We start from the raw sequence: 18,900 nt of genomic DNA, 5'->3' as shown, positions 1-18,900 counted from the left end.
CTGACGACACCGGCAGCTCGCCGGAGTTCAGCGGGGCGCCCCGGCCGACGGCCGGCCCCGGACCTGTCAGGCGGTGCTGCCGGCGCCGGGGTCGCCTGCGGGGGAGGCGAGAAAATCGGCAAGGGGCGCCGTCTGGCTGCCCCGGTCGAGCATGGGGGCGTGGCCGCAGCCGGGCGCCTCGAGCGTGACGAGACTCGGCTGGGCGTCGGCCATTCGCGCCACGGCGTGGCGGCTCAGCAGCGGCGAGTCGGCGCCGCGAATCACCATCAGCGGGCAGGAGAGGGCGCGCCAGTCGGCCCACAGGTCTCGGGGCGGGTCGTGGGCAAACTGCTCGGCGATGCGCGGGTCGAAGTGAAAGCTCCAGCTGCCGTCGGGAAGGCGCCGGGCGCTGCCCAGCGCCATTTCCCGCCAGGCCGCATCGCTCTCCAGGCCGAAGCCGGCGTAGTGGTCGCGCAGCTCCGCCTCCAGCGCCGAGAAGTGGGCAAAGCGGTGGGGACGACCGAAATAGGTGGCGATCTCGGCAAGGCCGGCAGGCTCGAGCTCCGGGCCGATGTCGTTGAGTACCAGCCGCTCGATGCGCGCCGCTGTGGCGGGCTCGGCGGCCAGGCGCATGCCCAGCAGCCCGCCCATGGAGGTGCCCACCCAGGGCACGCACTCCAGGTCGAAGTGGTCGAGCAAGGCGACGGCCAGTTCGGCATAGCGCGCATAGCGATAGTCGTGGGGAGGCCGAGGTGACCAGCTGGAGAGGCCGCGACCGGGGGTGTCCGGGGCGATCAGCCGCCACTCGGGGCCGAGGCGGCGGGCCAGGGTGGCGAAGTCCCCTCCGTGACGGGCCAGCCCGTGCCAGGCCACCAGGGTGCGGGGGGCCTCGGGGTGCCAGACCCGGACGGCAAGCTCCAGGTCATCCAGGCGAATCAGTTCCAGTGCATCCATGGCCGCTCCCGGGGCAGTGCTGAGCCTGTTCGGGAGCATAGCGAGAGCTTCTCGAGGGGTCGAGGAGAAAAATACCTATACATTTGTTGATTTATGGATAGCTATGGTCCAATATTTGTCGTGAGGGTGCCTCTACCCTCTGCTTGAAATGACCTCTTCCTCGTTTCAAGTCCCGTCTGTACCAACCCTGCCTTGCCGCCCCCCTCAGGGGCGGTTTTTTTTCAGTGCGCCAGGCATGGCGCGCAGCGCCTGACTGGCGCTGTTTCCGAGGTTGGTGCCTTGGAATGACTTGGGGGTGAAAGTCCCCTGCACGCCCGGCAAGGGGAAGTGCTAGCCGACGGCAAGGGTGTCTCCCGCGAGGGGGAATCTGAAGGAAGCCCGAGGCAAAACGCTGGCCTGACGAACAGGAAGCGGATACGAGGCGTTATGGCGGGGTGAGATGGCCGAAATCATCAAAGCCCGGTACTTGCACGGAACGCCATGGCGTAGATCCGACAGGCATAAGCAGGAAAGTCGCGCGTCTTACCCTGGGAGGTCTGGTGGTCTGCCACGTGCTACCGGCGTCGAGAGGCGGCGGGATGGGCCACCAGACGTCAGCAGAGGCCATAGTAAGTGTCGACTCACCCCGACACCAAGGGCCGAACATGAAGAACCGCGAGTAGGCGATGATGTCTCGAGGATCGATCATGAAGGCAGAAAGTGGCGCTGATACCGCCACCCACCCAGAGGGGCAGGGGCAGTACCCCGGGTCCCGGCCGGTGGGCGTCGAGACGGTCCCGGCGTCGTCATCGTGGACGAAAGCGGAGCCCGCCCCGCTCATGGAAGCCGTGGTAGAGAAGGCCAACATGGCGCGGGCTTACCGAAGGGTGGTCGCCAACAAGGGGGCGCCGGGTGCCGATGGCATGACGGTCCACCAGTTGGCCGACCACCTGAAGGAATGCTGGCCAACGCTGTGCGAACGGCTACTGGCCGGTGAGTACCACCCCAGCCCGATCCGAGCCGTCGAGATCCCCAAGCCCAAGGGCGGAACGCGACAGCTCGGCATCCCCACGGTTACCGACCGGCTGATTCAGCAGGCTCTGCTTCAGGTGCTGACGCCGATCTTCGATCCGGAATTCTCCGCATCGAGTTACGGCTATCGCCCTGGGCGCAGTGCCCAGCAGGCCGTCTCGGCGATGAAGTCCCATGTCACTGCCGGCCACCGCTGGGTGGTCGACCTCGACCTGGAAGCCTTCTTCGACCGGGTGAACCACGACCTGCTGATGGCGCGGGTCGCGCGCCGCATCCGCGACAAGCGAGCATTGCGCCTGATCCGACGCTATCTGGAAGCCGGGATGTTCCAGGACGGCCTGGCCGCGCCACGCCGGCAGGGCACGCCCCAGGGCGGGCCACTCAGCCCGCTGCTGGCCAATATCCTGCTGGATGACGTGGATAAGGAGCTGGAACGCCGCGGTCACCGCTTCTGCCGCTACGCCGATGACATGCAGGTGTATGTCAGGAGTCGGCGAGCGGGCGAGCGCGTCATGGCCAGTCTGAGTGATTTTCTCGAGAGCTCGCTCAGGCTGACGGTCAATGGCGACAAGAGTGCGGTGGACCGACCCTGGAACCGGGGGTACCTGGGTTACACGCTGACCCGGCACAAGTTGCCGAAGCTGACGCTGGCCAAGGCCAGCCTGCAGCGCCTGATGCAGCGTGTCCGCGAGATCCTCAAGCGCGGCAGGGGGCGCAACATACGGCGAGTCATTGAGGAGCTGGCCCCCGTCCTGCGGGGCTGGGCCAATTACTTCCGCCTTGTCGATGTAAGGCACCCCCTGGAAGTGCTGGATCAATGGATACGCCGTCGACTGCGCTGCGTGATCTGGCGGCAGTGGAAGCGCCCATGGACCCGGCGGCGCAAGCTACTGGCGCTGGGCCTGGGCGACAAGCGTGCCTGGAAATCAGCGGGGAATGGGCGAGGTCCCTGGTGGAATGCCGGCGCCTCGCACATGAATCAAGCCCTGCCGCGGAAGTGGTTCGACCGGCTGGGCTTGATCTCGGTACTTGGTACGGTCAAGAGGGCTTAATCGTTCTTCGTGAACCGCCGTATACGGAACCGTACGTACGGTGGTGTGGGAGGGCGCCGGGGGCAACCCCGGCCCCTACCCGATTCTTTATCGCCGAACAAGTCGCTCCCTCTGGCTAGTATACATACATGAATGTAGCTATAATCCTGCGCGGTAGCGCCCGCCGTGCCGTAGCGCCTGCGCTCTTTCCCTGCGACACCCCCCTGACTGGAGACTTCCATGCGATTGGCACCCCTGAGGGGGCACAAGCCCCTGAAAAAACTGGCCCTTGTCGGGCTGATGGCCGTCGGGCTGGCCGCCTGCGGTCAGGATAACGACCAGGCCGGCGGCCCCATGGGCGGTGGCGGCGAGCGTCCGCCTCCCCCGGTGGTGGTGCTCGGCGTCGAGCCGCGCAGCGTCGAGGTGATCGAGGAGTATGCGGCACGTGCACGGGGTTCCCGGGAAGTGGAGGTCCGCGCACGGGTCGACGGCATCCTCGAGGAGCGCCTCTACACCGAGGGCCAGGTGGTCAGCGCAGGCGACCCCCTGTTCCGCATCGATCGCGAGCCCTACGCGATCGCGCTCCAGCGCGCCGAGGCGGAACGGGCCAACGCCCAGGCCGAGCTGAACCAGGCCAATCGCGAGTGGCGGCGCATCTCGACCCTGTTCAACCAGAACGCGGTCAGCGAGCGCGAGCGGGACAGCGCGCTGTCCGCCCGGGAGCTGGCCGAGGCGCGCTATGCGCTGACAGAGGCCGGGGTGGCCAGCGCCGAGCTCAACCTCAGCTACACCCAGGTAGAGGCGCCCCTGGACGGCCTGACGGGGCTTGAGAGCTTCCCCGAGGGCAGCCTGATCGAGCGCGGTACCCTGCTGACCACGGTGACCCAGCAGGACCCGATCCATGTGCGCTTCTCGCTGCCCGAGCGCGATGCGGCCCTGCAGCGCGCCGCGCGGCGGGCCATGAGTGACGCCCAGGCGGAGGCGCCCCGGGAGGCGTGGCTGACCCTGCCCGACGGCAGCGAATACGAGGAGCGCGGCCAGATCGACTTCACCGACAGCACCATCGACCCGCGCACCGGAAGCGTCTCGGCCCGTGCCGTCTTCCCCAACCCGGAGGGCCTGGTGGTCCCGGGCCAGTTCGTGCGGGTGCGGGTGCTGGTGCAGGAGCTCGACGATGTCTTCCTGGTGCCTCAGGAGGCGGTGGGGCAGGGTCCCCGCGGTCCGCGCATCTTCGTGGTGGCCGATGACCAGGCTCACGCCAGGGACGTGGAGCTGGGCCCCATCGTCGACAACCGCCAGGTGGTGCTGGACGGCCTCGAGGCGGGCGATCGCATCATCGTCAGCGGCCTCATGATGCTGCAGGACGGCATGCCGGTTCAGCCGAGCGAGGTGGATTCCGTCGACGACGCCGACATCGACGAGACGGCCGGCGAAGCGACCCTTGATGCCGCGGACGCCGCTGACGAGGAGGCGTGATGCTCAGGTTCTTCATCGATCGGCCGATCTTCGCCTCGGTCATCTCCATCATCATTATCCTGGTCGGCATGGCGGCGCTGCGTGCCCTGCCGGTGGAGCAGTATCCCGACGTGGTGCCGCCCCAGGTGGTGGTGCAGGCCGCCTATCCCGGCGCCAGTTCCTCGGTGATCGCCGAGGCGGTGGCCGCCCCCTGGAGCAGGAGATCAACGGCGTCGACAACATGCTCTACATGGAGTCGACGTCCACCGACGCCGGCAGCCTGCAGATCACCATCTCCTTCGCGATGGGCACCGACCCCGACCAGGCCGCCATCAACGTCAACAACCGCGTCCAGGCCGCCACCGCTCGCCTGCCGCAGCAGGTGCGTGATCAGGGCGTACGGGTCGAGGCGCGCTCCAACAACATCCTGATGGTGCCGGTGCTCTTCTCCCCGGACGGCAGCCGCGACGTGCTCTTCATGTCCAACTATGGCCTGCTCAACGTCCTCGATGAGCTGGTGCGTATTCCGGGCGTGGGCGACGCCTCCCTGTTCGGGGCCCAGGACTACTCCATGCGGGTCTGGCTCAGCCCCGACAAGATGGCCCAGTACGACCTGACCCCCAACGATGTGGCCGCGGCGATCCGCGAGCAGAACGCCCAGTTTGCCGCCGGCAGCCTGGGGGCCGAGCCCGCGCCGGAGGGGCAAGCCTTCACCTTCTCGGTCACCACCCAGGGCCAGCTCTCCGACCCCGAGGAGTTCGAAGCCATCATCCTGCGCGCAGAAGAGGATGGCAGCACCCTGCGCCTGGGCGACGTGGCTCGCGCCGAGCTGGGGGCTCAGAACTACGCCTTCTCGGCCACCTACAACGGCCAGAGCGCCGTGCCCATGGGGGTCTACCTGCAGCCCGGGGCCAACGCCCTGGAGACCGCCACCGCGGTTCGCGAGGCGCTGGAGGATCTCTCCTCCCGCTTCCCGGAGGGGCTCGCCTATACGGTGCCCTACGACACCACCGAGTTCGTGGAGATCTCCATCCGCGAGGTGTTCATCACCCTGCTGATCGCCGTGGCGCTGGTAGTGGCGGTAACCTTCGCCTTCCTGCAGCACTGGCGCGCCACCCTGATTCCGGTGGCGGCGATTCCGGTATCGCTGATCGGCACCTTCGCCGGCATGCTGGCCTTCGGCTTCTCGGTCAACCTGCTGACGCTCTTCGGTCTGGTGCTGGCCATCGGTATCGTGGTGGATAACGCCATCATCGTGCTGGAGAACGTCGACCGGCTGATCCGGGAGCAGGGCATGAAGGCCCGCGAGGCGGCCATCGAGACCATGAAGCAGGTGGCCGGCGCCGTGGTCTCTTCCACCCTGGTGCTGGTGGCGGTATTTGCCCCGGTGACCTTCCTGGGTGGCCTGACCGGCGAGCTCTACCGTCAGTTTGCAGTGACCATCGCCGTCTCCGTGGTGGTCTCCGGCGTGGTGGCCCTGACCCTGACGCCCGCCATGTGCGCCCTGCTGCTCGACAAGCAGTCCCACACCGTGGCCAAGCCCTTCCAGTGGTTCAATGCCGGTTTCGAGCGGTTGACCCGCGGCTTCACCTGGCTGGTGGCCAGGCTGCTGCGCCATGGGGTGGTCGGCGTGCTGCTCTTCGCCGGCGTGATGGCGGCAACGCTCTTCTCCATGTCGCGCCTGCCGCCGGGGCTGGTGCCCCAGGAGGACCAGGGGGTAGCCCTGGTGGTCTACCAGCTGCCCGCGGTGTCGGCGCTGCCCCGCACCGAGGCGGTGCGCGACCAGCTCTCCGGCATGCTGCTGGAGATGGACGAGATCGACGAGTTCACCACCTTCGCCGGTTTCGACATCATCGCCGGCGCCCTGCGCACCAGTGCCGGGGTGGGCTTCGCCAACCTGGCCGACTGGAGCGAGCGTGAGGGCCCCGGCCAGGATGCCCAGTCCCTGGCCGGTCGAATCATGGGCATGGGGGGCGGCATTCCCGAGGCCTTCGTGATCTCCTTCACCCCGCCGCCCATCATGGGGCTCTCCCTGACCGGCGGCGTGGAGGGCTACCTGCAGGTGCGCGGCGACGCCACCACCGAGGAGATCGCCGAGCTGGCCGGCCGGCTCGCCGCCGCGGCCAACGAGCGTCCGGAGCTGACCAATGCGCGGACCACCCTGGATACCTCCATTCCGCGCTATCGGGCGGAGCTGGATCGGGAGAAGGCCCGCGCCATGGGGGTGCCCGTCAACGAGGTCTTTGCCACCATGCAGAGCACCTTCGGCTCCATGTACGTGAACGACTTCACCCTGGCGGGGCGCAACTGGCAGGTGAATCTGCAGTCCGAAGGCGAGTTCCGCAGCCAGCCCGAGGATCTCAACAAGGTCTTCGTGCGCTCCCAGAGCGGCGAGATGATCCCGCTCAGCTCCCTGGTGACCCTGACCCGGGAGGCCGGGGCGGATATCCTCAACCGCTACAATGTCTACTCGGCCGCCAAGTTCCTGGCCGACGCGGCGCCGGGCTACACCACCGGCCAGGCCAAGGAGGCCATGGAGGCGGTGGCCGCTGAGGTGCTGCAGGGTGGCGATGCCTCCCTGGGCTGGACCGGCGAGGCCTACCAGCTCGACGCCGCGGCCGGCGCCGGCGGCCTGGCCTTCGGCCTGGGCCTGCTGATGGTATTCCTGATCCTGGCCGCCCAGTACGAGCGCTGGTCGCTGCCCCTGGCAGTGGCCACGGCGGTGCCCTTCGGGGTGCTGGGGGCGTCGCTCGCCGCCATGCTGCGGGGCTTCCCCAACGACATCTACTTCCAGGTAGGCCTGCTGGTGCTGATCGGCCTGGCGGCCAAGAACGCCATCCTGATCGTGGAGTTCGCCGCCCAGAACCGGCGCGAGGGCAAGAGTTCCGCCGAGGCGGCCCTGGCCGCGGCCCAGCAGCGCTTCCGGGCCATCCTGATGACGGCGCTGACCTTCATCATCGGCACCCTGCCGCTGGTCTTTGCCACCGGCGCCGGCGCCAACAGTCGGCAGGAGATCGGTACCGTGGTGGTGGGCGGCATGCTCCTGGCCAGCTCCCTGGCGCTGATCTTCGTGCCCCTGGCCTACAAGCTGCTTGACGATCTCACCACCTGGCTGCGCGAGCGCAAGGCGGCTCGGCAACAGAAGGAGTCAACCCATGCGTAAGGTACTCCCTGTCCTGCTGCTCTCCACCGCGCTGATCGCCGGCTGTGCCGTGGGGCCCGACTATCGGGCCCCCGCGCTGGACCTGCCCGACGAGTGGCCCGAACATGTGCTGCTCTCCGACGAGGCCCGCGCCGACTGGCAGCAGTGGTGGCGCCAGTTCGAGGACCCGCACCTGGATGCCCTGGTGGCCAGGGCCGTGGATGACAACCTGGAACTTCGCCTGCAGCTGGCGCGGATCCATGAGGCGCGGGCGCGCCTGGGTCTGGCCCGGGCCGAGCAGCTGCCGTCGGTGAATGCCCAGGCCGAGGCGGCCCGGGAGCGCACCCCGGGGGCCGCCTCGCCCCTGGGGCAGAGCAGCACCGACAACCTCTTCTCCCTGGCCGGCGTGCTGGACTACGAGCTGGACCTCTGGGGCCGCCTGGCCCGGGAGCGGGAGGCCTCCGAGGCGCTGCTCGAACAGAGCCTCTTCGCCCACGATGCGGTGCGGCTCAACGTGATCGCCGATGTGGTGGCCACCTACTTCGACCTGCGTAGCGCCGAGCGCCAGCTGCGCATCACCGAGGCGACCGTGGCGTCCCGGGAGGAGACCTTCCGCCTGGAGCAGCTGCGCTTCGACGTGGGGGAGAGCGACGAGCTGGCCCTGCGTCAGGCCCAGTCGGAGCTGGAGTCGACCCTGGCCCAGCTGCCGGGCCAGCGGGAGCGGGTGCGCATGCTGGAGGGCGCCCTGGCGCTGCTGGTGGGCATGACCCCCGCCGAGCTCATGGCAGAGCTGGACTACGGCGACACCGAGCTGGAGGCGATCGCCCTGCCCGACGGCGTGCCGGCGGTGCTGCCCTCGGCGCTGCTCTTGCGCCGTCCCGACATCCGCTCCGCCGAGGCGGGGCTGGTCGCCGCCAACGCCGGCATCGGCGTGGCCGAGGCGAGCCGGCTGCCGCGCTTCAACCTGGGCGGGCTGCTGGGCAGCGCCGCCGGCGATGCCGGTGATCTCTTTACCTCGGCGGCGGGCACCTGGGGGCTCTCCGCCACGGTGATGGGCCCGCTGTTCGATTTCGGGCGCAGCGCGTCGCGGACCGAGACCGCCGAGGCCCTGGCCGAGCAGGCGGAGGTGCAGTACCGCGCCACCGTGGCCCAGGCCTTCAACGAGGTGCGCAACGCCCTGGTCAGCTACGAGGCGAGCGGGGAGCGGGTGGAAGCGATCGGTCGCCAGGTGGAAGCCTTCGAGCGCACCCTGGAGCTGGCCGAGGTGCGCTACCGGGAGGGCTTCGTGGGCTTCATCGAGCTCCTCGATGCCCAGCGGGCGCTGCTCGCCGCGGAGCTGGCGCTCTCCGAGGCGATGCGCGATCGCCTGACCGCCACCGCTACCCTGTTCAAGGCGCTGGGCGGCGGCTGGCAGGTCGAGGGCTGACACAGGCGCGACCCATGGAACCAGGGCCGCCCGGGGTGCCGGGCGGCCCAATCACTGGAAGGGAGAGATCTCATGGCAACCCGCATCACCGCGACACGGCGCGACGACGGCATTCTGGTGCTGCAGATCAGCTGTCCCGAGCGGCGCAATATCCTCGACGAGGCCAGCTATGCGACGCTGATCGAGGCGCTCGACAGCGCGGAGGCGGACGACGGAGTCAAGGTGCTGATTCTCACCGGCACCGAGAACTGCTTTACGGCGGGCAACGACCTGGACAACTACCGGGCCCTGGCCCAGGCCGACAGCGTGTCCGCGGTCAGCTTCCTGCGTCGCCTGCACGCCTTCAGGAAGCCTGCCATCGCCGCCGCCGAGGGGATCGCCATGGGCCTGGGGGTGTCGATGCTGCTGCACTGCGACTTCGCCTATGCGGGCCACTCGATCCGCCTGCAGCTGCCCTTCAGCCGTTTTGCGCTGAGCCCGATCGGGGCGACGACCCTGCTGCTGCCGCGCCTGGCCGGGCCCAAGGCGGCCAGCGAGATGCTGCTGCTGAGCAACACCTTCTCGGCCCGTGAGGCTCGGGAGATCGGCCTGGTGACCGATACGGCGCCGGATGGCCGGGCGCTGGAGCAGGCCTTCGACTGCGCCGCCCGCCTGCTGGCCAGGCCCTATGAGGCACTGCTGGCCACCAAGGCGCTGATGCGCGACGCACAGGCCGAGGCGATCGAAGCGGCCCTGGACCGCGAGGAGCAGGCGCTGCTCGAGCGCTGCCGCTCGCCGGAGGCCCAGAGCGCCATCGACGCCTTCTTCGCCAGCCGGCGCCACCCTTAGGGGCGCCAGGGGAGAGAGGCCGCCGGACGTCAGGTCCGGCGGCGGAAGAGGTCGAGCTGGGTCTTCACCAGCAGGTTGCCCTGCTCGACGATGGAGAACTGCTCGTGATTGCGCAGCCAGTCGTGGAAGAGTCCACCGAGCATCGACTGCAGCAGCTGGGCGGCGACCTCCGGGGAGAGGTCGTCGCGCAGCTGGCCCAGCCGGGCGGCGCACTGCAGGTAGTCGCGCAGGGCGCCGCAGGACTCCTCGGCCATCTCGTTCTGCATGGCCAGGGGGTCGATGTCGCCGAACACCTCGCAGTGATGGATCAGGATGGCGTGCACCCGGCGGTAGCGAGGGCGCTCCAGGCGCTCGAAGCCGCTGACGCAGGCCAGGCGGATCGCCTCCAGGGGGGCATCGGCCAGGCCCGGGTCGCCGATCTCCTCGACCAGCTCCTGGAAGGGCATGCGCACCCGGTTGAGCATGGCCTGGAAGAGGTCGGCCTTGTTCCTGAAGTGCCAGTAGACGGCGCCCCGGGTCATGCCCGCGTGACGGGCGATCTGCTCCAGGGAAGTGCGAGCCACGCCCTTCTCGAGAAACACCTCCTCGGCGGCATCGAGCAGCGCCTCGCGGGTGGCAGCGGCTTCGGCCTTGGTCTTTCGCGCCATGGGGCGAACTCCAGAAATCGACAGTCGTCGCATTTTACCCCATTCCTCCGGCTTTTACATTCGTGAATGTATGATTAATGCGGGGGAGGGCAGGCGACTCGCCCGGCGTCGGCGGGGCGGGGTATAAAGGGGCTTCACGCCCTGTCACAGGATGACGCCATGGCCCGTGCCGCCTTCGACCTCGCCGGTATTTCGATCGCCCCTGGCACCCGTACCCAGATCGACGTGCCGGTGGCTCGTCTCTACACCCATGCGCCGCTCTATATCCCCGTGGAGGTGGTGCACGGCCGGCAGGCGGGGCCGACCCTGCTGGTGTGCGGCGGCATCCACGGCGACGAGATCAACAGCGTGGAGATCGTGCGCCGCCTGCTGCGCTCGAAGCAGCTCCAGGGCCTGCGTGGCACGCTCGTTGCCGTGCCCATCGTCAACGTCTTCGGCTTCGTGCAGCACAGCCGCTACCTTCCCGATCGTCGCGACCTCAACCGCTGCTTCCCGGGCAGCGAGTCCGGCTCCCTGGGCGGGCGCGTAGCGGCGCTGTTTCGCGAGCAGATCGTCGATCACGCCAGCCATATCATCGACCTGCACACCGGGGCGATCCACCGCACCAACCTGCCCCAGATCCGCGCCCAGCTGGAGAGCGGCAGCGAGACCGAACGCATGGCCAACGCCTTCGGCGCGCCGGTGATCCTCAACGCCGAGCTGCGCGAGGGGAGCCTGCGCCACTACGCCCAGAACCGCGGCATCCCGGTATTGACCTATGAGGCCGGCGAGGCGCTACGCTTCGATGAGTGGGCGATCACCCCCGGGGTGCGTGGCGTGCTCAGGGTGATGCGTCGGCTCGGTATGCTCACCGGCGAGCATCGCCGCCGCGCGCCGCCGGCGGCAGAGATCGCCAACGGCTCCAGCTGGGCCCGGGCGCCCATCGACGGCATCCTGCGCCCCCAGGTGCGCCTCGGCGCCCGGGTGGCGAAGGGGGAGCTGCTGGGGCGTGTCGCCGACCCCTTCGGCAACGCGGAAGGGGAGGTGCGCTCCATGGCCGACGGCATCGTCATCGGGATGAGTCGACTGCCCCTGGCCAACGAGGGGGAGGCGCTCTTCCATATCGCCCGCTTCGACGCCATCGAGGAGGCGGAGAACGCCATCGAGGACTTCCACTCCAGCCTCTCGCCCCCGCCCGACCCGCTCTACTGAAGGCGGCGGCTCAGCTCTCCGCGACGGCGTCGCGTTCGGGGACCAGGCTCAGGGCGTCGTCGAAGACCCGCAGGCAGGCCCCGTCGAGGTGGCCGTTCTCGGAGAGGTGGCGGCGGAAGCGCCGGCCCCCGGGCTGGCCCTGGAAGAGGCCCAGCAGGTGGCGGGTGATGTGGTTGAGCTTGGCGCCCTCCTCGAGGCGCCGGGCGATATAGGGGCGAAAGGCCCTGGCCGCGTCGTGTCGGCTCAGTGCCGGGCCCGGCTCGCCGTAGAAGGCGGCATCGACCCCGGCCAACAGCCAGGGGTTCTGGTAGGCCTCGCGCCCCACCATCACGCTGTCCACCTGCGCCAGCTGCTCCCGGCACTCCTCGAGGGTCCTGATGCCGCCATTGATGCCGATATGCAGCGCCGGGCGGCTCGCCTTGAGGCGGTGCACCCGGGGGTAGTTGAGCGGCGGGATATCGCGGTTCTCCTTCGGCGAGAGGCCCTGCAGCCAGGCCTTGCGGGCGTGCACGATGAAGGTGTCGCAGCCGGCGTCGGCCACCGTGGCGATGAAGCGCTCGAGATCCGCGTCCTCATCCTGGTCGTCGATGCCGATGCGGCACTTGACCGTGACCGGGATCGACACCGCCTCGCGCATGGCGCGCACCGCCGCGGCCACCTTCTCCGGATGGCCCATCAGGCAGGCGCCGATCAGGTTGTTCTGCACCCTGTCACTGGGGCAGCCCACGTTGAGGTTGACCTCGTCATAGCCCCAGGCCTCGGCGATGGCGGCGCACTCGGCGAGCTCGCCGGCGTCGCTGCCGCCAAGCTGCAGGGCCAGCGGATGCTCCACCGCATCGAAGCCGAGAAAGCGCTCCCGGGGGCTGCCGTGAAGGATGGCGCCGGTGGTGACCATCTCGGTGTAGAGCAGGGCGTGGCGGGTCAGGGTCCTGGCGAAGGCGCGGTAGTCGCGGGTCGTCCAATCCATCATGGGGGCCACAGAAAATCGGCGGGCCGCGTCTGCTGGGGTTGTTCCTACCATATCAGGCTTCTAGCCTCCCTCCTTTGGGGGATTGTCGTCACGATTCGGCCTGCTGCTTCACCTGTTGCACCGCGTCGGCCTTGGCCGCCGGTCAGTGCCCGGGCTGTAAGCCGCTCTCGGCGGCGGCCCGGGCGATGGCCCGGCAGTCTTCCAGGTAGTGGTCGACAGCGGCGCGGAAGGCGGCCTGCAACTCGGCGGCGCGCGCGCTGTGGAAGCTGATGCGGTCGGCGATCCCGAGGACGTGGCCGACGAACACCTCGTCTTCGGCGTCGAACTCGATGCGGGCGGCATAGCCCTGGCATTCGAGGACGCGAGTCACACCGAGAACCCGTGATGGGTGCCGTCGGGCAGCTCGATGTCGAGACGCACCTTACCGCCGATGGCCTCGACGTAGCGCTTGAGGGAGCTCAGGCGGAGATCCTGGCCCCCCTTCTCCATGCCGGCGATAGTCGGTTGCTTGACGCCGAGGGCCTCGGCCATCTCAGCCTGCGTCATCTCCACCAGGCGGCGAACCTCCGCCAGGCGCAGCTCGAGCAGCATCTCGTCGGCCTTCTCCTTGGCCCGGCTGACGACCTCGGGGCGCTCGCTGGCGAGCAGTTGGTCTAGGGTGCGGGTCATGGCGGTCACCTCACTTCAGGGATTCCAGGTGGGCGGCGTATTCCCGGTCGGCCACTGGGATCAAGTCATCATAGAAACGCTTGTTGCCGGTCTTGTCCCCGGCGCATAGCACGATGCCGGTTCGCCGCGGGTCGAAGGCGAAGAAGGCCCGGAGCGGCCGGCCCTGGCTCTGAATCCTCAGCTCTTTCATGTTGCGATACTGCGAGCCGTTCACCGTGTCGGCGTGCGGCCGGGGCAACATCGGTCCTCGCTCCCTCAGCATCAAGAGCGCGGCCAGCACGTTCTCCCGGTCGGTATCGTCGAGCGAGAAGTACCACTCTTCAAAGGTGCTGGTCTGCTCGATTTGCCACATAGGGTCATCCTTCGGCTATAGGGTAAATCCTATATAGGCGGTGCCCTATAGTCAAGGCGGGGCAGCGCCACCTAAGAACCAGGGATCGGGCTCGGTTATGCTCTGATACGCCATGCCGTCGGCGGCAATTTCGGCTTCATGTTGCTGCGAATTTGCTACTGAGTCGCTGAAATGCCCGTCATTGCTGTCGTGAACTCCAATCCATCATCGGCGCGACGGAGAAGGTGCGGTCGAGCTGGGGCATCAGGCATCACGGGGTTGTTCGTGGAGGCAGTCATTCTACCAGTCCAGATCGCGGGTTGCCGCACTTGGCGGCAAGGGCGGAGGAGGTCATGTACCTTGTGGGTGATGGTGAGGGTTTCCACGCGACTCTTGCCGGCATCGCGGCAAGTCCCCTCAGCAATCCTCATGCAATGTTCGCTACAGGGAGATCGCCATGTCATATGACCTGACCGACCATCAGCTGGAACTACTGGCTCGCGTGCTGCAGCACGGTGGGGTGCTCTCCTCTCCCTTCGGCCATTCCGAGGAGGACACCCTGCTGCCGGCGCTTCACGACGACATCGCGGCCCTGGAGGAGATGGGACTGATCACGGTGACGCCCCATGCCGGCCGGGCAGAAGGGGAAACCCTGACGCTGACCGAGGAGGGCTATGCGGCTCTCGACATGACCTGACGGCCAGCCCCGAGCGTCTCTTCGATCCGCCTGGACCGGCATCAAGGGGGATTCAAGCGGAAAAGCCTCGCTGCCGGGTCGTGGTACGGCCGGCATGTGCTATGAAGAAGGGCAGGGCGATGCCACACCGGTACGCCTGGAGACGGGAGGCAGCACCATGATGGAGCGCAAGCAGCGACTCGAGACCCTCAGGGACGAGCTGGTCGAGCGAATCGAACGCTATCGGGGGCACAAGGAGCAGCGCGCAGGCCCGCTGGACAAGAACATGGAGGAGCAGGCCATCGAGCTCCAGAACGATGAGGTGGTCGATGCCCTGGAGCGCGAGGCCGAGGAGGAGCTCCGCCAGGTCATGCAGGCCCTGGCAAGGGTCGAGGCCGGCGAGGGCGATATCTGCCAGGTCTGCGAGGAGCCGATTGGCCCCGAGCGGCTGGCGGCGGTGCCGTTCACCACTCTCTGCCGCGAGTGCGCCGACCCGAGGTGACTTTGCCGGGACGCGTGACCCGGCCCGGTGGTAGCCTGGGGGCAGGACTTATCGCTTGGGAGGTCATGCATGAAGGCGTGCTATCGATGGTGCGGCCTGGCGGCGGTGCTGGTGCTGCTGGCCGGATGCAGCGGGGACGACACCGGTGCCGAGCCTACGGCCGGGCTGGAAGAGGCCGAGAGTGTCGAACAGGCATCGGCTCCGGAGCCGGAGGAGCCTGCGGTCGAGCCCTTCGCCGAACCGGTGGCGATCGACTTTGCTGCCACCCTGACCGGTGACCGACGCCTGATGGTGGCGGGAGAGAGTAACCTGCCCGAGGGGGCCAGGCTGCAGATCGTGGTCGAGCGTGAGCTGAGCGGCGTTCGCTGGCAGCAGCGCACGGTCCTGGCCAACGGCCGCTTCGAGGCAGGTCCCCTCGGCCCGGGCAGCGGCATGCCGGATGGCGGCTACACCATCACCGTCAATCTGCCGGAGGCCAGCGTCCAGCCGCTGGAGGTCCGGCGCCGCATCGGGGAGCAGGGCGAGCACCTCAGTGGGCCGCTGGTGGGCACTTCACGCCATGGTCTGGGACAGGTCGCCAGCACCTCGCGGCGCTTCCTGGTCGGCAGCGAGCCTCGCCGCACCGATGATCGCGTCGAGGTGCTGGGCGTCGAGTAGGAGGCTCAGAAGGGCGCTGGCTGCCAGCGCCCCACCAGCTTGCCAAGCAGGCGAATGGCGGGCCTGTGCTCCTCCGCTGTGGCCTCCTGCTCAGCGCTGAACCACAGCTTGCCATCCTCTGCCTGGGTAACGCGGCGGATGCAGTGCTGGCCCTCCCGCTCCACCAGATAGAGGCCGGTCTGCTGGAAGAGCTCGGTCGGCGCCACGGCGATCAGATCGCCCTCGGTCAGGAAGTCGAAGCGCTCACCGGGAGCGGGGGTCAGCAGGTAGCACTCTCCCTCCCACTGCTGGGCGGGAACCAGCTCGAAGGGCAGTTCGATGCGCCCGGCGGTGGGGTCCTGCCAGGGGGCAGGGGGCTGACTGTGCAGGTAGAGCGGAGCGGCTCGACTGACGCCGTCGCCCTCCAGCAGCCGCGAAAGCGAACAGCCCAGGGCCTGAGCCAGGGCGACCAGCCTCTCGTGGCCGATCTGTCGGATGGCGCCTGACTCCCAGTAGGAGATGGTCACGTCGGAGACGCCGACCTTACGGGCCAGGGCGGCCTTGTTGAGGTTGGCCTCCAGGCGGAGTTCCTTGATACGCGGGCCTAGTGAATCCATCTCTCCGTCCTGTCGATGCATGGGGTCATTACGTGAGGGTTAGGAAAAGCCGGTCGGAATGATCCGGTATCCGGCAAGTTTGTGCAAGATCGCGCATCAACGCTGTGTTTTCGCTGGTGTCGCTACCAGGGCACCGGCTCTCCCGCCCAGTCATGGAAACTCGGGCCATCGCCCAAGGGGCGCTGGCCCAGTACCTCGAGCAGGCGCTCGGCCACGAAAGCAGCCGAGAACAGCTTGCCCTGGGGCACCCTGGCCTGGAAAGGGCGAGAAAGCTCGGTATCGGTGGTGCCGGGGTGCAGACAGGCCACCGTCAGGCTGGGGTTGAGTCGGCGCAGCTCCACGGCGGCGGTCTTCATCAGCATGTTGTGAGCCGCCTTGCTGGCGCGGTAGGCGTACCAGCCGCCCAGCCGATTGTCCTCGATGGAACCGACCCGGGCCGACAGGCTGGCCACCAGCGCCGGGTGCCTGCCCTTGAGGCCGGGCTGCAGGGCCTGGAGCAGCAGGGCAGGGGTGACGGCGTTGACCTGAAAGAGGTGCGTCAGGGCCGCCGCGTCGAGGTCGTCCAGCTTCTTCTCCGGGTGGATGCCCAGCTCCGCGTCGTGCAGCGTACCGATGGTGTTGAAGAGCAGGTGCAGCGGTGCTCCCTCCAGCGCAGCGACCAGGCGGTCGCGGCCGTCTTCCTGAGTGAGGTCGGCAGTGAGGGAGGCGGCGCGAGGATCCTCCAGGGCCTGGGGTCGGCGGCTGACGGCGATCACCCGCCCCGGACGCGAGCTGGCCAGCAGGGCCTGGACCACGGCGGCCCCGATGCCGCCGCCGGCGCCGGTCACGACGGCGGTAAACCCCTCGGGTAGCTGAGAAAGCATGTCCCCTCCATGGTCTATTGGACCAGACGTTGACCCCAATCAGGCGGGATGATTCCCCGCCATGGCTGCCGAGCCGTCGGCAGGTGCGTATAATGCCGTCATTCATCCGCTAGCTCATCCACCAACGGATCCGGGACACCGTAACGCCATGACCGTACGCACGCGTATCGCGCCGTCACCCACCGGCGATCCCCACGTCGGCACCGCCTACATCGCCCTGTTCAATCTCTGCTTTGCGCGACAGCACGGCGGCCAGTTCATCCTGCGCATCGAGGATACCGACCGGGTGCGCTCCACCCAGGAGTCGGAGCAGATGATCCTCGACTCCCTGCGCTGGCTGGGGCTGGAGTGGGACGAGGGTCCCGACGTGGGCGGCCCTCATGGCCCCTACCGCCAAAGCGAGCGCGGCGACATCTACGGCGAGTACGCCCGCCAGCTGATCGCGTCCGGTCACGCCTTCAAGTGCTACCGCACCAGCGAGGAGCTCGACGAGCTCCGCGAGGCGCGCAAGGCCGCCGGCATGCACCTGGCCCTCAAGCCTGCCGACCTGGCGCTGCCCGAAGAGGAGCAGGCCCGCCGCGAGCAGGAGGGATGGCCCTACGTGGTGCGCATGCAGGTGCCGGCCAGCGGCACCTGCGTGATCCGTGACATGCTGCGCGGCACCATCGAGGTGGACTGGGCCCAAGTAGACGCTCAGGTGCTGCTCAAGTCCGACGGTATGCCCACCTACCACCTGGCCAACGTGGTGGATGACCACCTGATGGGCATTACCCATGTGCTGCGCGGTGAGGAGTGGATCAATTCCGCACCCAAGCATCAGCTGCTCTACGAGTACTTCGGCTGGGAGATGCCCGAGCTCTGTCATATGCCGCTGCTGCGCAACCCCGACAAGTCGAAGCTCTCCAAGCGCAAGAACCCGACCTCCATCAACTACTATCGCCGCATGGGCTACCTGCCCCAGGCGGTGATCAACTATCTGGGTCGCATGGGCTGGTCGATGCCCGACGAGCGCGAGAAGTTCAGCCTCGACGAGATGATGGCCCACTTCGATATCCAGCGGGTCTCCCTGGGCGGTCCGGTCTTCGACCTGGAGAAGCTGACCTGGCTCAACGGCCTCTATATTCGCGAGGATCTCGACGACGGCGCCTTCCTCAGGGTGCTGATGGAGTGGGCCTTCAACGAGTCCTACGTGAAGGAGATTCTGCCCCAGGTGCGCCCGCGGGTGGAGACCCTCTCCGAGGTGGCCCCCCTGGCCGGCCACTTCTTCTCCGGCCTGCCGCGCATCAATGAAGAGAGCTTCGACGGCGTCAAGCTGGGGCGCGAGGACCTGCTCAGGCTGCTGCAGTTCCTGGTATGGCGCCTGGAAACGCTGCCCGCCTGGCAGAAGGAGGCGCTGCTGGCCGAGGTGAAGGCGCTCTCGGCCCACTTCGACCTCAAGATGAAGGAGTTTCTGGCCCCGGTCTTCATCGCCGTGACCGGCTCTGCCGCCAGCACCTCGGTGATGGATGCCATGGCGATCCTCGGCTCCGATATGACCCGCGCGCGCCTTCGCCACGCCATCGAGGTGCTGGGCGGCGTCTCCAAGAAGCAGGCCAAGCGCTTCGAGAAGGAGTACCGGGATCTCTGAAAAAGTGTTGACGAAGGCGGGGCGAATCAGTACTATACGTCTCGTCTTCAGGGCAACGGGGCCTTAGCTCAGCTGGGAGAGCGCAACACTGGCAGTGTTGAGGTCAGCGGTTCGATCCCGCTAGGCTCCACCAATTTCCTGAATGACATCTGCGTCCCATTCGTCTAGTGGCCTAGGACACCGCCCTTTCACGGCGGGAACAGGGGTTCGAACCCCCTATGGGACGCCATCTTCCTGAAAAGGGCACCTCACCGGGTGCCCTTTTTCTTTCTCTTCGTCTGTCTCCTTCCGCTATCGGAATGCCTCGCGTTTCTTCCCTGTCGCGTCGTTTTCAGGGCGATTTCC

Annotated in this window: 17 protein-coding genes, 2 tRNA genes and 1 pseudogene; 12 read left to right on the top strand and 8 right to left on the bottom strand. The window is 67.9% G+C overall.

From position 1 onward, the window contains the following. Positions 1-66: 66 nt before the first annotated feature. Complete coding sequence (locus NHL60_RS13345) at positions 67-933, bottom strand: alpha/beta fold hydrolase (RefSeq protein WP_253444210.1); 867 nt, start codon at positions 931-933, stop codon at positions 67-69. A 686-nt stretch (positions 934-1,619) separates the two neighbouring features. On the opposite strand from NHL60_RS13345, the gene ltrA reads away from it, so the two are divergent. The 5 genes and pseudogenes from ltrA (at position 1,620) to NHL60_RS13315 (ending at position 9,826) form a co-directional block, all read left to right on the top strand. Continuing rightward, positions 1,620-2,996, top strand: a complete 1,377-nt coding sequence (gene ltrA, locus NHL60_RS13340) for a group II intron reverse transcriptase/maturase (RefSeq protein WP_253444207.1) — start codon at positions 1,620-1,622, stop codon at positions 2,994-2,996. A gap of 219 nt (positions 2,997-3,215) precedes the next feature. After that, positions 3,216-4,451, top strand: a complete 1,236-nt coding sequence (locus NHL60_RS13335) for an efflux RND transporter periplasmic adaptor subunit (protein WP_253444204.1) — start codon at positions 3,216-3,218, stop codon at positions 4,449-4,451. Beyond that, positions 4,451-7,593 (top strand): annotated as a pseudogene (locus NHL60_RS13325) (efflux RND transporter permease subunit). Before NHL60_RS13335 ends, NHL60_RS13325 begins: the two are co-directional and overlap by 1 nt. Further along, entirely contained in the window at positions 7,586-8,998 is a 1,413-nt protein-coding gene (locus NHL60_RS13320) for an efflux transporter outer membrane subunit (RefSeq protein WP_253444198.1), read from the top strand. Before NHL60_RS13325 ends, NHL60_RS13320 begins: the two are co-directional and overlap by 8 nt. Positions 8,999-9,070: 72 nt before the next feature. Then, on the top strand, positions 9,071-9,826 hold the full coding sequence (locus NHL60_RS13315) for an enoyl-CoA hydratase-related protein (protein WP_253444196.1): 756 nt from the start codon (positions 9,071-9,073) through the stop codon (positions 9,824-9,826). Between the two features lie 29 nt (positions 9,827-9,855). On the opposite strand, the gene NHL60_RS13310 is transcribed toward NHL60_RS13315, so the two are convergent. Beyond that, complete coding sequence (locus NHL60_RS13310) at positions 9,856-10,473, bottom strand: TetR family transcriptional regulator (RefSeq protein ID WP_253444193.1); 618 nt, start codon at positions 10,471-10,473, stop codon at positions 9,856-9,858. 159 nt (positions 10,474-10,632) lie between these two features. Between NHL60_RS13310 and NHL60_RS13305 the strand changes: the two genes are divergently transcribed. After that, positions 10,633-11,664 carry a succinylglutamate desuccinylase/aspartoacylase family protein gene (locus NHL60_RS13305; protein ID WP_253444190.1) on the top strand — a complete coding sequence of 344 codons (1,032 nt, stop codon included), beginning with the start codon at positions 10,633-10,635 and terminating at the stop codon, positions 11,662-11,664. A 10-nt stretch (positions 11,665-11,674) separates the two neighbouring features. Here the strand turns inward: NHL60_RS13305 and dusA are convergent, their stop codons facing one another. From dusA to NHL60_RS13285, 4 genes are all read right to left on the bottom strand, one after another. Further along, the gene (gene dusA, locus NHL60_RS13300) at positions 11,675-12,685 is read right to left on the bottom strand and encodes a tRNA dihydrouridine(20/20a) synthase DusA (RefSeq protein WP_253444187.1); all 1,011 of its coding nucleotides are present in this window, start codon (positions 12,683-12,685) and stop codon (positions 11,675-11,677) included. A 91-nt stretch (positions 12,686-12,776) separates the two neighbouring features. Then, positions 12,777-13,004, bottom strand: a complete 228-nt coding sequence (locus NHL60_RS13295) for a hypothetical protein (RefSeq protein ID WP_253444184.1) — start codon at positions 13,002-13,004, stop codon at positions 12,777-12,779. Continuing rightward, the gene (locus tag NHL60_RS13290; RefSeq protein WP_253444181.1) at positions 13,001-13,303 is read right to left on the bottom strand and encodes a helix-turn-helix domain-containing protein; all 303 of its coding nucleotides are present in this window, start codon (positions 13,301-13,303) and stop codon (positions 13,001-13,003) included. The genes NHL60_RS13295 and NHL60_RS13290 overlap by 4 nt, the downstream gene beginning before the upstream one ends. A 10-nt stretch (positions 13,304-13,313) precedes the next feature. Continuing rightward, positions 13,314-13,655: a type II toxin-antitoxin system RelE/ParE family toxin gene (locus NHL60_RS13285; protein WP_253444178.1), complete on the bottom strand. Its 342-nt coding sequence runs from the start codon at positions 13,653-13,655 to the stop codon at positions 13,314-13,316. 436 nt (positions 13,656-14,091) lie between these two features. Between NHL60_RS13285 and NHL60_RS13280 the strand changes: the two genes are divergently transcribed. From NHL60_RS13280 to NHL60_RS13270, 3 genes are all read left to right on the top strand, one after another. Further along, positions 14,092-14,331 (top strand): hypothetical protein, encoded by a 240-nt coding sequence (locus tag NHL60_RS13280; RefSeq protein WP_253444175.1) that lies wholly within the window; start codon positions 14,092-14,094, stop codon positions 14,329-14,331. Between the two features lie 94 nt (positions 14,332-14,425). Continuing rightward, positions 14,426-14,812: a TraR/DksA C4-type zinc finger protein gene (locus NHL60_RS13275; protein ID WP_253444172.1), complete on the top strand. Its 387-nt coding sequence runs from the start codon at positions 14,426-14,428 to the stop codon at positions 14,810-14,812. A gap of 69 nt (positions 14,813-14,881) precedes the next feature. Then, a complete protein-coding gene (locus NHL60_RS13270) occupies positions 14,882-15,469 on the top strand; it encodes a hypothetical protein (RefSeq protein WP_253444170.1) in 588 nt (195 codons plus the stop codon). A 5-nt stretch (positions 15,470-15,474) separates the two neighbouring features. Here the strand turns inward: NHL60_RS13270 and NHL60_RS13265 are convergent, their stop codons facing one another. Together NHL60_RS13265 and NHL60_RS13260 are read right to left on the bottom strand one after the other, a co-directional pair. After that, positions 15,475-16,065, bottom strand: a complete 591-nt coding sequence (locus NHL60_RS13265; RefSeq protein ID WP_253444167.1) for a helix-turn-helix domain-containing protein — start codon at positions 16,063-16,065, stop codon at positions 15,475-15,477. A gap of 122 nt (positions 16,066-16,187) precedes the next feature. Further along, positions 16,188-16,928, bottom strand: a complete 741-nt coding sequence (locus tag NHL60_RS13260) for an SDR family NAD(P)-dependent oxidoreductase (protein ID WP_253444165.1) — start codon at positions 16,926-16,928, stop codon at positions 16,188-16,190. A gap of 148 nt (positions 16,929-17,076) precedes the next feature. Between NHL60_RS13260 and gltX the strand changes: the two genes are divergently transcribed. From gltX to NHL60_RS13245, 3 genes are all read left to right on the top strand, one after another. Then, positions 17,077-18,555, top strand: a complete 1,479-nt coding sequence (gene gltX / locus NHL60_RS13255; protein WP_253444162.1) for a glutamate--tRNA ligase — start codon at positions 17,077-17,079, stop codon at positions 18,553-18,555. 57 nt (positions 18,556-18,612) lie between these two features. Further along, positions 18,613-18,688 (top strand) — tRNA-Ala (locus tag NHL60_RS13250). A gap of 20 nt (positions 18,689-18,708) precedes the next feature. After that, a tRNA-Glu gene (locus NHL60_RS13245) sits at positions 18,709-18,784 on the top strand. Positions 18,785-18,900 lie beyond the last annotated feature (116 nt).

The sequence above is a fragment of the Halomonas sp. Y3 genome (assembly GCF_024137965.1).
Lineage (GTDB): Bacteria > Pseudomonadota > Gammaproteobacteria > Pseudomonadales > Halomonadaceae > Halomonas > Halomonas mongoliensis.
The sequence above is the reverse complement of the archived record's forward strand: the minus strand, read 5'-3'. Positions and strand labels throughout refer to the sequence as shown.

Excerpts from the sequence above, each read along its gene's own strand:
- NHL60_RS13345 (WP_253444210.1), bottom strand. The coding sequence starts at position 933 with ATGGATGCACTGGAACTGATTCGCCTGGATGACCTGGAGCTTGCCGTC.
- ltrA (WP_253444207.1), top strand. The coding sequence starts at position 1,620 with ATGAAGGCAGAAAGTGGCGCTGATACCGCCACCCACCCAGAGGGGCAG.
- NHL60_RS13335 (WP_253444204.1), top strand. The coding sequence starts at position 3,216 with ATGCGATTGGCACCCCTGAGGGGGCACAAGCCCCTGAAAAAACTGGCC.
- NHL60_RS13320 (WP_253444198.1), top strand. The coding sequence starts at position 7,586 with ATGCGTAAGGTACTCCCTGTCCTGCTGCTCTCCACCGCGCTGATCGCC.
- NHL60_RS13315 (WP_253444196.1), top strand. The coding sequence starts at position 9,071 with ATGGCAACCCGCATCACCGCGACACGGCGCGACGACGGCATTCTGGTG.
- NHL60_RS13310 (WP_253444193.1), bottom strand. The coding sequence starts at position 10,473 with ATGGCGCGAAAGACCAAGGCCGAAGCCGCTGCCACCCGCGAGGCGCTG.
- NHL60_RS13305 (WP_253444190.1), top strand. The coding sequence starts at position 10,633 with ATGGCCCGTGCCGCCTTCGACCTCGCCGGTATTTCGATCGCCCCTGGC.
- dusA (WP_253444187.1), bottom strand. The coding sequence starts at position 12,685 with ATGGTAGGAACAACCCCAGCAGACGCGGCCCGCCGATTTTCTGTGGCC.
- NHL60_RS13290 (WP_253444181.1), bottom strand. The coding sequence starts at position 13,303 with ATGACCCGCACCCTAGACCAACTGCTCGCCAGCGAGCGCCCCGAGGTC.
- NHL60_RS13285 (WP_253444178.1), bottom strand. The coding sequence starts at position 13,655 with ATGTGGCAAATCGAGCAGACCAGCACCTTTGAAGAGTGGTACTTCTCG.
- NHL60_RS13280 (WP_253444175.1), top strand. The coding sequence starts at position 14,092 with ATGTCATATGACCTGACCGACCATCAGCTGGAACTACTGGCTCGCGTG.
- NHL60_RS13275 (WP_253444172.1), top strand. The coding sequence starts at position 14,426 with ATGTGCTATGAAGAAGGGCAGGGCGATGCCACACCGGTACGCCTGGAG.
- NHL60_RS13270 (WP_253444170.1), top strand. The coding sequence starts at position 14,882 with ATGAAGGCGTGCTATCGATGGTGCGGCCTGGCGGCGGTGCTGGTGCTG.
- NHL60_RS13265 (WP_253444167.1), bottom strand. The coding sequence starts at position 16,065 with ATGGATTCACTAGGCCCGCGTATCAAGGAACTCCGCCTGGAGGCCAAC.
- NHL60_RS13260 (WP_253444165.1), bottom strand. The coding sequence starts at position 16,928 with ATGCTTTCTCAGCTACCCGAGGGGTTTACCGCCGTCGTGACCGGCGCC.
- gltX (WP_253444162.1), top strand. The coding sequence starts at position 17,077 with ATGACCGTACGCACGCGTATCGCGCCGTCACCCACCGGCGATCCCCAC.